This is a genomic window from Butyrivibrio sp. XB500-5, from assembly GCF_003625505.1.
Lineage (GTDB): Bacteria > Bacillota > Clostridia > Lachnospirales > Lachnospiraceae > Butyrivibrio.
Map to the genome: position 1 here is coordinate 754,383 of NZ_RAIS01000001.1, position 13,953 is coordinate 768,335.

Genomic DNA, 13,953 nt, shown 5'->3' on the forward strand with positions numbered 1-13,953 from the left:
TTAATTACCGTTATACTCTGAAAAAGAATCATAATACTGTTTTACGACTTCACCATAAGCTTCAGCGTTATCGCCAAAACCGTTATATCTTCTAAATACATCCTGAAGCTGTTCATCGGTAAGATTATTTACATCATATCCCAGCTCTTTTGCATTATTTATAAGTACCAGCGCAACCATATCTACGCTATAGCTGTCATCCTGCAGATTATTCCAAAATTCCTCTTTTACATGCCAATCTGAACTATCATAGTCGGTACCATAGTATGAGTTATATGCATCTATCGCTGTTGCAGCAAAAATCTGTCCTACACCGGTTGAAGAATCCGTTCTGTAGCCGATAGGAATCTGCGGCGGCTGTCTGAAAAATATCTGCCACCAATTACTGAAGTTTATATTTGAAGACCACTCCATATAAGATTCCATCTGCTGTTCATATGAATAACTTTGGACCACAAGACTGTCAGCCACAGGATCATCTACGCCGTAGCATCTGATTTCTCTAAAAAGAATTGCCTGAAGCATGGCTTTATCAATACCATATTTTTTTGCAGCCGCTTCAATATCATCGTTCAAAGCTGTAACTTTCTCTAACGCTTCCTCGTTTGAGTAGAAACAGTCCTTAGTTTCCTGTAAAAACGACAGATCCTCATCTGTAACTTCTGACAATTCGCCCAACAGATCCGAATAGGTATAAGTATTCTCATTTCTTACACCTTTAGCTACTATGTTCTGCACATTAAAGAATGAGGAACCATATAATGTAATATAACCGGCGGACTCAAAGAATTTTCTCAATGAGTCTTTTGCATTAAACCCTTTGATATCGTCTGTATTAAGAAGATTCTTGATTGAACAGGTTCCGACCGCAGAATCAAGCACATAGCTTACACCGCCCCTCTGAAACGCTTCAAAGTTGGCAAGAGTGTTCTTTTTCATATCCGAAAGATTTCCCTTTTCCAAGTAGCTTTGAACTGCACCACCAAGCTTTAATGATAAAGCCGTTGTTATAGGGCTTATTCTGTATGCACTTTGATTAATAGAATATGGTAAAGAAGTGTCCCTCACATATTTTTTGACAGCTCCATACATTGCTGAAGAAAGGATTGCCCTTGCAATCGGACTTTCAGAAGCTTCTATCGCAGCAAAAGAACACGGCAAAGAACCTTTTGCGTTTTTGCCATGAGCATAATTGAAGTCACCGTTTTTATCAAAATACTTCTCTATTCCTGTGCAGAGCTTGGAGAACTTATTATTTATTACTTTAGCCGTTTTTATAATAGGCTCGCCTATTTCATCTACCTTTGTAGGGTCTAAATTCGGATTTTCGTGACTGTAGCTTCGTAAAATACCCGAAGATGCTTTTATTCTCTTATTGAGATCAGCACTGTTAAAAGGGGTCTCTCTCCCTTTTAGATAAAATTTTATTGTATCATCAAACGAGGTCAGCTTGTTCTGGCACTCTTTGAAATATCCTTTAGACGGATCATCACCACCGCATATATCTATAAATGAATCAAGCGGTTTTTTTCTGTTAGGCTGTGGAAATCCACCCGGCACCTCTTCTCCAAAATCTTTATTCAGATTTTTTATTGTCTCGTGTGCCTGAGTTGCAAGCGTATCGAATCTTCTGTAAAATCCCTTGAAATCCTTATTTATCGTCTCAAGAGTATCATATTCTATTCTTGCGTTAGGACTATTATCAACAATGCACTCAAACGTCCCCATTATGTATTCTTGATTTGCTAACATCTGAGAATACATATCGGTAACATCATTAAGCATTTTTCCGGTTCCGTTTTTGATAAACATTTTCATGGCACGTGCTGTGTTACCAAGAAAAAGCTCATTAGCGTTAAATTCATTTTGAGATGACCTAGTCACAGCTGCCTTGCCATCATATAAACTTTTTTCACTCTTTAAAGTCTCATAATATTCACGCGAAAGTTCTGCATCAAAGAATTTACCACTATTTATCCCCATTTTTTCACTTATCTCCCGTTTACTCTTTTTCTTTTTTACGCCAAGCGTTACAAATATATATTACACTTCTTAACATTTTAAATCAACAAAAAAGATCACGAAAAAAGCCTCTTTTTCGTGATCTTTCAAATTCTTATTTAATTACTATCAGTCTTTATTAAATGTTCTTACGATACCTGCTACTGCGCCGAAAAGAACACCTGCAACAGGCCATACGATCCATGTTGTATCCCATCTCATTGTGATGAAGCTCCATGCAAGGTAACCAGCTACAACTAAAGGCCAGTAGATTGCTGCGATCTTGCCTACAGTCTTGGAAACCTTCTTGCCTTCGGGAGTGTAATCACCCTCCTGAAGAAGCTTCTTATAAGAATCCATGATGCTTCCTGCTCTTACTATCATGTTAACGCCGGCTGCGATTATTAACAAAAGAACTCCAACCGCATATGTTGTAGCGTGCTCGTTCTGTGCATCTGTAAAGAGCGCGGTTGCAAATACGGGAATAACAGCAACGATGCATAAGATAACGCCGATTGCTACAAACATAGAGTGTTTGCCTTCAAATCTGCTCTTTTTCTCTCTTACCATTCCGTCAACGCCGTAAGCAGTTTCAATATTGGTCTCTTCAAGATATTTGTAAACATCAAGCTTCTTGCCGGTCATAATGAAAATAAAAACAGCAATCGCTACCATTATAAGAAGTGCCGACAGTGAGAAAACCGTTGAAGCTGCATCATTCATAATTCCAATAGATTCAAAAGCCGAACGGAACATAAGAAATACCGGTGATGCTATACATAATGAAACACCGAGTGCTGTCTTAGGTGCAGTATCCTCAACCAGATTAAGGTATGTATTTGCTTCTTCCATGCTAACGCTTCTGAGTTCCTCTTTGGTAGAAACAGTATCCTGTACTATTACATTGGTAGGAATCTCTTCGATCTCATCCTTTAATAAGTAATCTGTGGTTACACCGAAGATCTCAGCCATCTTAAGTACTCTGTTAAGATCGGGTGTTGCCTGCATGCTTTCCCATTTTGATACAGACTGTCTTGAAACATCAAGCTTATCTGCAAGTTCCTCCTGTGACCATCCAAGTTTCTTTCTTTCATTGATAATCTTGTCCGCAAGTATCATTTTCTTTTCCTCCGATTTTGTTTTTTGATTTTCGACCTCGAATCTGATTTTTGTTTTCGAGCTCGATGTGTTTTTTGTTTTTGGATGATCTTAGCTTACAAAAATGATCGGTTGCACACTACAAACTGTGCTTTGAAGTTTGTCAACCGGCAGTTGCATCCGCGTGGTTACAGGCTTTGCAGGTTTTCTTTTCATTTGATAACACGTGTTACTATTGCTTATTTAGTTATCACTGCCAAGTGAATTTTACCATTTTCCGATCGGATGTATCAACTACAGCTTCCACCCCAAAAGGAATTATACAGCGTGGAAGCGCGTGTCCGATATTGATGTTGCAAACAATCGGAAGACTCTCGTTTGCTATCACTTCCTTAAGCACCTGCTTGTATTCAACCTCATATTTCCTGTCCATCGGCTTTCCCACAAGAACTCCGCTTATTACATCGAAGACTCCATAGTCCTTTAGATACTGCAAAGCGGCGCGATATTTCTCCGGCGCAGGCTGCTCCTCACTTGATTCAAGCAAAAGAATCTTTCCCTTCCAATCCTCTTTTGAAGGAAAAAGCTCATATTTGCTGCAAAGAACAGGCATATCCGCGTAGCGTTCACCGTTAAAGATATCATATATGGAATCGATGCATCCGCCTAATATCTCCCCGGCAAAAGAGCTTTCTCCCTGCAATAGTTCAAAGCCGTTATCTTCATGCTTTGGAAGCGCCGTTCCCATCTGATCAAGGTCAAAATTTGTTCTGCTCTCATACCAGACATCGCTTGGCGTGATCTCTTTTATCTTACCTGTTGTTATCAGCTCTGTGAAATACTTCTTGGTATAGGGCAAAATATCTTTGTCCATCTCGCATATATCTGCAAGGAATGACTGTCCGTAAAAGCTCTTTACGCCGACTTTGTGCAGCATAAAATGATTGATCGTCGTATCGGAAAAGCCAAGGAATATCTTGTCATTTACTGCATTCTTAAGCTCATCGTTCTTAAAAAGATACGGTAACAGGCGATATGTATCATCACCGCCTATAGCGCAAAGAATCATGTCTATCTCAGGATCTTTGTAAGCTGCAATGAGATCCTCCGCGCGCTTTTCGGGATGAACTTCCAAATATTCTATTCCTTTGAGGGCATTTGGCATGAACTTCACTTTAAGTCCCATTTCTTCAAGGCGCTTTGTCCCAAGCTCTACCTCATGCTTTACAAAATCTTCTCCTATAGTTCCCCGTGAGAGGCTCACAATTCCTACTGTTTTGACCATTAATTAAGCTCCTTTACCATGCAAACTTCATCGATATATCTCCCGTCCTTTAACTTAAAAGCTTTGTGAAGCCTTCCGTATTCTTTAAAGCCCATCTTTTTATAAAGGGCAAGCGCTCTTTCATTGTCCGCAAATGCCCCAAGCTCCATCTGCTCAAAGCCCATTTCTTTTGCCTGCTTAACTGCTCTGTCTATAAGAATTCCGCCAAGGCCGGCACCGCAAAACTCCTGAAAAAGAGCTATCGCGAAATTGCAACGGTGTTTAAGCTTATAATTGTTCCTATTTCGATAAACACAAACGTTGCCTACAGCTCTGTCTTTGTCAAAAACAGTAAGGAACACCGAACCGTCATCATTGAGATTTTCGTTTATGATCCTCTTCTCATCTTCAAGATCGTCATCAACCTCTTCGGGATATCTGATCATATAATGCGTCTCTTCCGCTATCTTGTAGATATACTCAAGCATCGTCTCGGCATCTTTTTCCTCGGCGCTTCTGATCGTAAGCTTGCGCCCGTCCCTAAGTGTTATTTCTTCCGCTTCATACTTCATAATAGCTCCTCCTTAAAAAAATGCCTCATCAAACCGGTAAAGTTTGATGAGGAATTTTGCCATTTCGAATCTTCTTTCTGAAAAATATTAAATCCAAGTATAATTGGCAGACAATTTCATGTCAACCCTTTTTCTTTTCCAAATTACTTACAACGAGTGAGCATGAAGCGTCACCTGTGATATTTACTACGGTTCTACCCATATCGAAAATCCTGTCGATACCTGCAACGAGCGCGATACCGTCAACGGGAAGTCCTACAGATGTAAGTACCATCGCAAGCATGACCATGCCCGCACCGGGAACGCCGGCTGTACCGATAGATGCAAGCGTTGCTGTAAGAACTATCGTGAGCATCTGCGGGAATGTGAGCTGAACTCCGTAGCAGGATGCGATGAAGATAGCACATACGCCCTGATAGATTGCTGTTCCGTCCATGTTTATCGTTGCACCGAGGGGCAATACGAATGATGTGATCTCTTTGTCCGCGCCCATCTTCTCGCAGCCTTTCATGTTGATAGGAAGTGTTCCGACACTTGATGCGCTGGAGAATGCAAAGATCATCGCAGGGAGCTGGCCCTTGAAGAACTTAACGGGGCTCATTCCGCCCATAGTTCTAACTGCGATTGAATATACAATGACCATGTGGAGTATATAGCAGATATACGCTGCAAGGAGCACCATTGCAAGCGATCCGAGTACCGCGCTTCCGTTTGTTGCCACAACCGGGCAGATAAGGCAGAACACACCGATAGGCGAAAGCTTAAGTATCATTTCCATGCATTTCATGAATACCGCATTGAATGAATTGATTCCTTTCACCGCAGGCGCAGCCTCGTCACCAACCAGAATAATGGCAAAGCCGATAAGTATTGCCATTACAATAACCTGAAGCATGGTCGCCTCGGAAAGCGGCATAATAAAGTTAGAAGGAAAAATATTGATGATAGTATCCATGATCGGTGCACTGCTCGATGCCTCGTAAGTAAGCTCCGAGGTCTGAAGCACCGGGAAAAATCCCTTGAATACATTTCCTCCGACCAATCCTATTACTATGGCAACCGCCGTCGTACATAAGTAGTAGATGATCGTCTTTATTCCGATAGATCCGACTTTTCTGATATCCTGCATGGAAATAACTCCCGACATGATAGAGAAAAGAACTATCGGAACAACTATAAATTTAACAAGATTAAGGAATATCGTGCCGAACGGCTTGATATAGTTCTCCGCAAAATCAGCGTGCCCCTGTAAAAGCAGACCCGCAATGATACCGAGAACAAGTGCGATAAAGATCTGAATTGCCAGTGGTAATTTTTTCTTCATACCGTAACCCTCCTATGCTATTATTATAGCTTATCGGGCTCGATAAAGTGAAGCTCGTAATCTTCGTCACCGTCGTATAAAATGCAGATATGATCATCATTTATTCCGGCTCCGAGAGCAACTTCAGGATTCTCATATAAACGAATTATCTTTTTCTTCTTTATATCATAGACATATATGCCAAGTTCTTTGTTATAGAGATAAATCTTACCATCAGTCCGATCGCATATTCCGTACTTACATGCGCTCTTTGGAAGCTCAACTTTCCACAGTTCCTCGCCTGAATCGCTGATACTCTTAAGGTAACTGGTCTCATCTTCCAAAACAACCGTAACTATCTCATCTTTGGCATCATCTACCGCTGTGACCGTTCCGTCCACGTCAAAAGACATTACGTTCCCCATTCCGTCAAGAACAGAGCCGACTATCGCATTTCCAGCGCAATCCATCGCGTAGTAGATCGAATCATGCGTTGCAAAGCTGCTCGGTACATTTTCACTGGTCAAAAAAGCACTCACATCGGTTCTACTGAGCATCTTTCCGGTCTTATCTATAACGTCAATCTCAGTAGTTTCACCTGTCAGCATACTGAGAGGCGCCCCGTCAACTATCTCCGTGGAAGCACTGTAGATCAGCATACTGCAATTACCGTCATCATCAACAGCCATGCGGATAATTCTTTTATTTGGGGGACAATCGTAAGGAAGTTTGTCAAAGCTATCTTTGTCAGTGAAATAGACCGAATAGTTATCTCCTTCGGTGCAGCATAGATATGAATCTCTTCCGTTTGAAGCAAAAATCGATTTCTCGGTTCCGTTCTTTGGATAAGATACAACGCTCTCAGTGTATTTTTTCCCCGTATTACTCATAAAAACATAAGTTGCGATCCCCATCGCAATCACACTGAGCGCCGCCGCTGTCAGGATCATGATATTCTTAAGGTCTTTCATATCCTTACCCCTTTACACTTACCAATATACTGTCCCTTTTTACAATTCCTTCTTTCCTTTTAAGACTTTCCTTTTATAAGCGTTTGCACGAAGCCGCGATCTTCGTGTTAACCGAATGATAACCCATATGAAAAAGCTATTTCAATACCGATGTTATGAACGACGTTGTTTTTGTTGTGAACGACGGTTTTTCGTAACAATTAAAAGAGAATGTGTCCAAACGGTGAACACATTCTCAGGTTTCAAGCGCCACAAATGTATATTTTTTCTCAAAAATCATATCTGCGGATCTCGCAGTTTTTTATACCAAACAATGAAAATTCTTCATTGTCCATCTCACGGAAATATGACTCAACTATCCTTGCGATTCCGTTGTGTGCCACAAGAATATAAGTTTTTTCATCCTTCTTGATATCATCAAGGAGATTATAGATTCTCTGCGCAAGCTGCATCATTGATTCGCCTGTACCGAATCTGCTTGCCATGTGCTTCTTGGCTTCATGAAATTCAAGGCCGTCTCTGGGAGTCGACTCATATCTTCCGAAATTCTGCTCGATCAGCCTTTGCTCTATCCTGTACGGGATTCCCGTAACCTCAGATATATGAGCCGCAGTGTCCTTGGCCCTTACAAGAGGTGAAGTAAGGATCTCATCTGCATGGATCCCTTGTTCAAGTATTTTCTTTCCTGTCTCGATTGCCTGCTCGTGTCCAAGCTCCGTGAGCGCTATATCCGTTGCTCCGCAGATCTTATTCTCAACGTTCCATACCGTCTGCCCGTGTCTTATAAAGTAAAAGTGCGTCATGTACTTCTTTCTCCGTATCTAATTTAAGTATTTTCTCCGCCAGCTCATCGGCCTCTTTTTTGCTCCATCCGGCGATAGCTGCTCTTGTCCTAAGCACATCCGCAGGATTAACGCTGAACTCCTCAAGCCCGAAAGATATAAGAAGCGGCAGAATAAGGCTGTCTGAAGCGGCTTCTCCGCACATAGCGACGGGTATCCCCGCTTTCTTACCACTTTCTATGATATTCCTTATACTTCTGAGCACCGACGGCTGCAGCGCGGAATACAGATACGAAACATCGCCGTTTCCTCTGTCCACGCTCATCGTGTATTGTATCAGATCATTGGTCCCTATGGAAAAAAAGTCTGCTTCTTTCGCAAGTATATCCGCTATAAGCGCAGCGGAGGGCGTCTCTATCATACAGCCCACCTCAACATCTTTATCGTGGGCTATTTTCTCTTTATCAAGCTCCTTCGAGGTCTCTTTTACCAGCGCCCTAACTTCCCTAAGCTCATCAAGACAGGTCACTAAAGGCACCATTATCTTGACCTTGCCATGCGCTCCCGCTCTCATGATCGCGCGAAGCTGCATCTTAAAGCTTTCTTTATTACCCAGGCTGTAGCGCACGCCTCTGAATCCGAGAAAAGGATTGCTCTCTTTTTTCAGATTAAGATAAGGAATCTCTTTGTCGCCGCCGATATCCATCGTTCTGATAACTACCGGTTTTCCCTTCATCGCGGTGACAGCTTCCTTATATGCGTTATACTGCTCCTCTTCGGAAGGAAGGTGATTGTTTTCCATAAAAAGAAATTCCGACCTAAACAGCCCGATTCCTTCAGAGCCGTGTTCAAAGGCTCTCGCAGCTTCGTCGGGAGTTCCTATATTGCTGAAAACCTTACACTTAATGCCATCCGCGGTAACTGTCTTTTTATCCTTGTAAGTCGAAAGAAGCTCTTCACGCTTAAGATAGTCTTCTCTCTTGGCAATATAATCATAATAGGTCGCATCGTCGGGATTGAGGATCACATTTCCGTGATTTCCGTCAACTATCACGGTGTCCTTGTCCGTCGCAATAGACGTAATATCTTTTACCGACAGAACCGCAGGAATTTCAAGCGCCCTTGCAAGAATAAGCGAATGCGAGGTGATTCCGCCTTCTTCCGTGATTATACCGACCACATTCTCTCTGTTTATGCGACTTGTCACGGAAAGCGTCAGCTCTTTTACCACAAGAACTGTGCCCTGCGGAACATTCTCAACGTCAACTTCCTTAACTCCTATGAGAGTCTTCAAAAGGCCTGTCTTGATATCCTTGATATCTGCGGCGCGCTGGCTCATAAGCTCATCGTCCATATCGCGGAACATCTTGATAAAGCCGTCAAGGACAGCCTCTGTTGCGGCCTCAGCGCTAAAGCCTTCCTTTATTTTCTTGGTCACGGGTTTTATAAGTTCGGGATCGGACATCATAAGAACATGTCCGTCAAGAATATCCGCTTCACTTGAACCTATGCGGCTTCTCACAGACTCTGCCGTTTCTTTTGTGAGTTTTTTAAGAGTTGAAAGAGCTCCCTCAAGCCTCTTTTTCTCGGCTGCGGGATCATTAACTATAACTGCGTCGTACTTAAGCTCGCTCTCTTTGATGACACAGACGTTTCCTATTCCGATGCCGCCGGATGCGGCAATTCCGTTGTACATTTTGTTACCCCGATCGTATATGCGGGTTCTGCTCCAGGTTGGTCAGCCCGCTTGTGCTTGATATAGTCTTTAGTTACAGTTCCCCATATACTTTCTCTATCATATCTCTGCTTGCCAGGTCATCCGAAAAAGCTGTGGCCGATCCGGCTGCAATTCCCATTTTAAGAGCTTCTTCAAAGTATCCGTCATTCAAAAAGCCCGCAATAAAGCCTGCCACCATGGAGTCCCCTGCTCCGACAGAATTTTTCACCGTGCCCTCGGGACATGTTCTTTTGAGCGTATCGCCCTTTTCCGTAACAAGAAGCGCTCCGTCTCCTCCCATGGATACCAGAACATTTCTTGCGCCCATGTCCTTAAGCTCTTTGGCTCTTTTTTCTATCTCTTCATCGTTCTTCGGCGCTTCCCCGAAGATCTCACCCAGTTCGTCGATATTGGGTTTTATAAGAAAGGGCTTGTGTTTAAGAGCTTTGATGAGGAGATCCTTTGTCGCATCGACAACAACCTCAACGCCCTTATCGTCCACAAGGCTCATTATATTTTCATATACGTTATCCGGAAGTGAAGACGGTATGCTGCCTGCAAGTATCAGTATGTCGCCGTCCGAAAGCTCTTTTATCTTATTATAAAGCTTTTCAAGCGACTGCGGCGGTATACTCGGTCCCTGAGAATTAATCTCAGTTTCTTTTGTCCCCTTGATCTTGACGTTGATCCTGGACATACCTTCCGGAAGCTTGATGAAATCGGCCTTTATGCCTTTTTCTTCAACGCTCCTTACTATCGCATCGCCTGTAAATCCTGCAACAAAGCCAAGTGCGCAGCTCTCATGTCCCAGATTCTTAAGAACTGAGGATACATTGATGCCTTTTCCTCCAAAATAGCACTCTTCGCTGTCCGTACGATTGGTCATCCCCGGCAAAAGCTCGCTTCCCATGCGGACCACGTAGTCTATCGCGGGGTTAAATGTAACTGTGTATATCATGATGTTCTCCAAATTTCAAAAGCCATAACTCTATAATAAGGTGTTAATCCGCAAAGGTAAAGTATTCTCTCGGGGGACAGGGTTATAGGTCCAAAAATTGTGCGCAATACGTCAAATTATTTTTATCTAAAAAAAGAATAAAGCTTTAAGGATATATCGTGCAGATGCCTTTACAAGGAAGCAGAATATAAACTAAAATATTAATGATATAGGTGTGAAAATGACTTATGCCATTGAGCAATTCATATATCATACAATGACTAAGGAGGCGTGTACTGTGGAAGATAATTTACTTAGCAGTGATCATATCGATACCATAGGCGAAATAGCCAATATCAGCATGGGTAATTCCGCCACAACGTTAAGTCTCATGGTAAACAAGAAGGTTGATATAACTACTCCTAACGTTAGAGTCATCAAAAGAAGCGAAGCACTTGATGACTATGAAAATACGTGCATTTTTGTCCAGATCCATTATGTAAAGGGACTTGAAGGCAACAATGTCTTTATCCTAAAAGAGCATGATGTGAAGGTTATGTGCGACCTTATGATGGGCGGAGACGGCACCAATACTGCGGGTGATATCACAGACCTGCATCTTTCGGCCGCGTCTGAAGCCATGAACCAGATGATGGGCACCAGCGCCACATCTTTATCTTCCATGCTCGGAGTTCCCACAGACATCAGTACTCCCGTCGTTAATCAGATTGATGTGGACAGTATAAAAGTTTTTGAAAAAATGTTTGATACTACTTACGATAAATTTGTTAAAATAGCATTTAGGATGACAATCGGCGATCTGATCGATTCGGTTATGGTCCAGCTGTATCCCGTGCAGTTTGCGCTGGATATGTGCGAAAAATTCATGAATAAAGGAAAATAACGGTTACAAATGAACAAACAGGAGACACTTGAGATCAAGAAGCAGTTCACGCCCGACAGATGCACAATCGACAGCATTTGCGGCTGCTATGTTGATCATGACAAGAACAAATTATTTACTTTCAGAAAGGCTTTTGGCCAGATTCCCGAAGAGGAAATGTTCAAATATCTGGACATCTTCCAACACACTTTATCAGGTACATTTGGTAAAAATCTTATCAGTCTTGAGTTCCCTCTTGACCAAGAACAGCCCGGAGGTACTCAGGACTTTCTTTTGACTCTTCGTAACTCACAGCTCAAGGACGACGAGCTTGTGGATGAGTGCTACGACAAGATCATTGCCAATTATATCAACGGAGAAAATTACTATATCATTCTCGTTCACGCTGTCTATGACATTCCCGGCGTAACATCGGACGGTATCGAGATGGAGGATGCTTCCGAGAAGGTATATGACTACATTCTCTGCAGTATCTGCCCCGTCAAACTTTCCAAGGCCGGTCTTGGTTATAATGAGTCAAAAAATGTCATTGAGGAAAGATTCCGTGACTGGATAGTGGACGGTCCCGTGAAGGGATTTCTTTTCCCCGCATTTATAGAAAGAGATACCGACATCCACAATATGCTCTACTTCACCAAGAAGCCGGAGGATCTTCAGCCCGAATTTGTCGAAGCGATGTTTGGCGGACGAGCTCCCATCTCCGCTCCCGAGCAAAAAGACATCTTTGATGCGGTTGTGCAGAATACTATAGGAGAAGATGCCGACTACGATATCATGAAAAATATTCATGATAACTTAAATGAGATGATAGACGATCACGTTGACGATCCGGAACCTTTGGAGCTTAAAAAGAGTGATGTGAAGCAGCTCCTTCACGACAGCGGTGTATCCGATGAGAGGCTTGGATATTTTGACGAAACCTATATCAAGTGCGCCGGTGATGAGGATTATCCTCTTCTTGCAAGCAATATTGCTCACACAAGGAAGTTCGATATCGAGACTCCTAACGTTGTGATCAAGGTTAAGCCCGACAGAACGGATCTTGTTGAATCCCGCATCGTGGATGGCAGGCAGTGCCTTGTCATCGCAGTTGACGATCATATCGAAGTTAACGGAATAAATGTACGGACGTTTATGAATAGGTAATTATAAAAAGGTTGGATCTGTACGATTCAACCTTTTAAAATTTATACTATGAATTATTTTTCTTTAAACTCTATAAGCGTACCGCTATTCCATTCTTTGAGCAACTTTCTACCCACATTTTCAGCTTCTTCAAAACTTCCTAATTCATGATAGTTACCATATTCATCATTTTTTGATTTTAAGTTTTACCCATTGACCAGAATTCCAGTTGCGAAGGAACGTGTCACGCGCTTTTTCCGCTTCTGCATCACTTGATAATGTATGACAGTTACCGCGCTCATCACAATTAGTAAAACCATATGCATTTCCTTTGATTTTAGTAAGAGGTGCATTTATATAATCCTTTTCCACTATTTTTTCACCATCTTTTGAAATAATGAATGTTGCAAATTCATCATTTATATAACCACTATCATTCCAACAATATAAAAGACCATTATTTATTTTAATTTTATTATCAAAATATAATTCCGCTACACATTTAACATTTCTTCCGGATTTTTCTGTGTAAACCTTTACGTGCCAAGTTCTTCCATCGTTTTTATCAACTCCGTCAGGAGGTGCTACCAACAAAACAGTTCTACCATTAAGATTTACACGAGTATATGCATACCCTTTAGATAATGAACTTTCCAAGCCACTAAAATATTGATATTTTGTAATTTCGTTACGTACTATCAAAGATGAAATATTAGCGTTATCATTTCTCTCCATTTTGTATTCAACTGTCTCTACGGTCTCTGCAGCTGTTACTCCCCCGATTGACTGTACTCCTATAGCTCCTGTAACCATAAGCATTCCTGCCATCATTAGACCTGTAAATAATTTCATTCCACCTTTTTTCATAGTTTTTTCCTTTCCCTTTCTGTTTTATATAAGACACATATTGTGTCTCCCCTATTTGATAATTAATATTAACATTCGGTGACTTTTTATGTCAATAGTCTTTAATATTATTTACACATGTTTTTCACATACCAGTTCTTTGCAACAAAAAAAGACTTCCACGATCAAGTGGAAGTCTTTTAAATCATGCATGCATGCTTTTGAGCTTTTCAATTCCGGTCTTGGGTCTGCCTATCATCTCGTAAGCGGGGTCGTTGTACTTCTTGAGAAGTCTCTCCCTCATTTCTTCGGGATGATTATATAATTGATCCATTATCCTATCAAAGGCAATTTTCCATTCGCCCATATTATCGTACCTCCGTCTGTTAAACAACAACAGTAACGGGTACAATCATATCGTCAAATACTCATT

Annotated in this window: 13 protein-coding genes; 2 read left to right on the plus strand and 11 right to left on the minus strand. The window is 41.7% G+C overall.

The genetic code is table 11. The features are described 5' to 3' along the window. The 9 genes from D6856_RS03545 to pfkB all read right to left on the minus strand — a co-directional run bounded on the left by D6856_RS03545 (position 1) and on the right by pfkB (position 10,666). Complete coding sequence (locus tag D6856_RS03545) at positions 1-1,983, minus strand: hypothetical protein (protein WP_120685755.1); 1,983 nt, start codon at positions 1,981-1,983, stop codon at positions 1-3. A gap of 147 nt (positions 1,984-2,130) precedes the next feature. Beyond that, positions 2,131-3,120, minus strand: a complete 990-nt coding sequence (locus tag D6856_RS03550; protein WP_120685756.1) for a helix-turn-helix domain-containing protein — start codon at positions 3,118-3,120, stop codon at positions 2,131-2,133. Between the two features lie 229 nt (positions 3,121-3,349). Beyond that, a complete protein-coding gene (locus D6856_RS03555) occupies positions 3,350-4,384 on the minus strand; it encodes a S66 family peptidase (protein WP_120685757.1) in 1,035 nt (344 codons plus the stop codon). Beyond that, positions 4,384-4,935, minus strand: a complete 552-nt coding sequence (locus D6856_RS03560; protein WP_120685758.1) for a GNAT family N-acetyltransferase — start codon at positions 4,933-4,935, stop codon at positions 4,384-4,386. The genes D6856_RS03555 and D6856_RS03560 overlap by 1 nt, the downstream gene beginning before the upstream one ends. A gap of 121 nt (positions 4,936-5,056) precedes the next feature. Then, entirely contained in the window at positions 5,057-6,259 is a 1,203-nt protein-coding gene (locus D6856_RS03565; protein WP_120655787.1) for a dicarboxylate/amino acid:cation symporter, read from the minus strand. Positions 6,260-6,282: 23 nt separating this feature from the next. Continuing rightward, entirely contained in the window at positions 6,283-7,209 is a 927-nt protein-coding gene (locus D6856_RS03570) for a hypothetical protein (protein WP_120685759.1), read from the minus strand. 269 nt (positions 7,210-7,478) lie between these two features. Continuing rightward, positions 7,479-8,012, minus strand: a complete 534-nt coding sequence (locus D6856_RS03575) for a histidine phosphatase family protein (RefSeq protein WP_120685760.1) — start codon at positions 8,010-8,012, stop codon at positions 7,479-7,481. Continuing rightward, positions 7,963-9,687, minus strand: coding sequence for a phosphoenolpyruvate--protein phosphotransferase (gene ptsP, locus D6856_RS03580; RefSeq protein ID WP_120685761.1), 1,725 nt, complete (start codon positions 9,685-9,687; stop codon positions 7,963-7,965). Before ptsP ends, D6856_RS03575 begins: the two co-directional genes overlap by 50 nt. 73 nt (positions 9,688-9,760) lie before the next feature. Beyond that, positions 9,761-10,666 carry a 1-phosphofructokinase gene (gene pfkB / locus D6856_RS03585; RefSeq protein WP_120685762.1) on the minus strand — a complete coding sequence of 302 codons (906 nt, stop codon included), beginning with the start codon at positions 10,664-10,666 and terminating at the stop codon, positions 9,761-9,763. Between the two features lie 277 nt (positions 10,667-10,943). On the opposite strand from pfkB, the gene fliY reads away from it, so the two are divergent. Together fliY and D6856_RS03595 are read left to right on the plus strand one after the other, a co-directional pair. Continuing rightward, entirely contained in the window at positions 10,944-11,549 is a 606-nt protein-coding gene (fliY, locus tag D6856_RS03590; protein WP_120685763.1) for a flagellar motor switch phosphatase FliY, read from the plus strand. A gap of 9 nt (positions 11,550-11,558) precedes the next feature. Beyond that, positions 11,559-12,695, plus strand: coding sequence for a DUF4317 domain-containing protein (locus tag D6856_RS03595; RefSeq protein ID WP_120655795.1), 1,137 nt, complete (start codon positions 11,559-11,561; stop codon positions 12,693-12,695). A 165-nt stretch (positions 12,696-12,860) separates the two neighbouring features. Here D6856_RS03595 and D6856_RS03600 read toward each other — a convergent pair whose 3' ends face one another. Together D6856_RS03600 and D6856_RS15135 are read right to left on the minus strand one after the other, a co-directional pair. Further along, positions 12,861-13,541: a hypothetical protein gene (locus D6856_RS03600; RefSeq protein WP_120685764.1), complete on the minus strand. Its 681-nt coding sequence runs from the start codon at positions 13,539-13,541 to the stop codon at positions 12,861-12,863. 184 nt (positions 13,542-13,725) lie between these two features. Next, a complete protein-coding gene (locus D6856_RS15135; protein ID WP_158588619.1) occupies positions 13,726-13,887 on the minus strand; it encodes a hypothetical protein in 162 nt (53 codons plus the stop codon). Between the last annotated feature and the right edge of the window lie 66 nt (positions 13,888-13,953).

Excerpts from the sequence above, each read along its gene's own strand:
- D6856_RS03560 (WP_120685758.1), bottom strand. The coding sequence starts at position 4,935 with ATGAAGTATGAAGCGGAAGAAATAACACTTAGGGACGGGCGCAAGCTT.
- D6856_RS03555 (WP_120685757.1), bottom strand. The coding sequence starts at position 4,384 with ATGGTCAAAACAGTAGGAATTGTGAGCCTCTCACGGGGAACTATAGGA.
- ptsP (WP_120685761.1), bottom strand. The coding sequence starts at position 9,687 with ATGTACAACGGAATTGCCGCATCCGGCGGCATCGGAATAGGAAACGTC.
- D6856_RS03570 (WP_120685759.1), bottom strand. The coding sequence starts at position 7,209 with ATGAAAGACCTTAAGAATATCATGATCCTGACAGCGGCGGCGCTCAGT.
- D6856_RS03550 (WP_120685756.1), bottom strand. The coding sequence starts at position 3,120 with ATGATACTTGCGGACAAGATTATCAATGAAAGAAAGAAACTTGGATGG.
- D6856_RS15135 (WP_158588619.1), bottom strand. The coding sequence starts at position 13,887 with ATGGGCGAATGGAAAATTGCCTTTGATAGGATAATGGATCAATTATAT.
- D6856_RS03600 (WP_120685764.1), bottom strand. The coding sequence starts at position 13,541 with ATGAAAAAAGGTGGAATGAAATTATTTACAGGTCTAATGATGGCAGGA.
- pfkB (WP_120685762.1), bottom strand. The coding sequence starts at position 10,666 with ATGATATACACAGTTACATTTAACCCCGCGATAGACTACGTGGTCCGC.
- D6856_RS03545 (WP_120685755.1), bottom strand. The coding sequence starts at position 1,983 with ATGGGGATAAATAGTGGTAAATTCTTTGATGCAGAACTTTCGCGTGAA.
- D6856_RS03595 (WP_120655795.1), top strand. The coding sequence starts at position 11,559 with ATGAACAAACAGGAGACACTTGAGATCAAGAAGCAGTTCACGCCCGAC.
- D6856_RS03575 (WP_120685760.1), bottom strand. The coding sequence starts at position 8,012 with ATGACGCACTTTTACTTTATAAGACACGGGCAGACGGTATGGAACGTT.
- D6856_RS03565 (WP_120655787.1), bottom strand. The coding sequence starts at position 6,259 with ATGAAGAAAAAATTACCACTGGCAATTCAGATCTTTATCGCACTTGTT.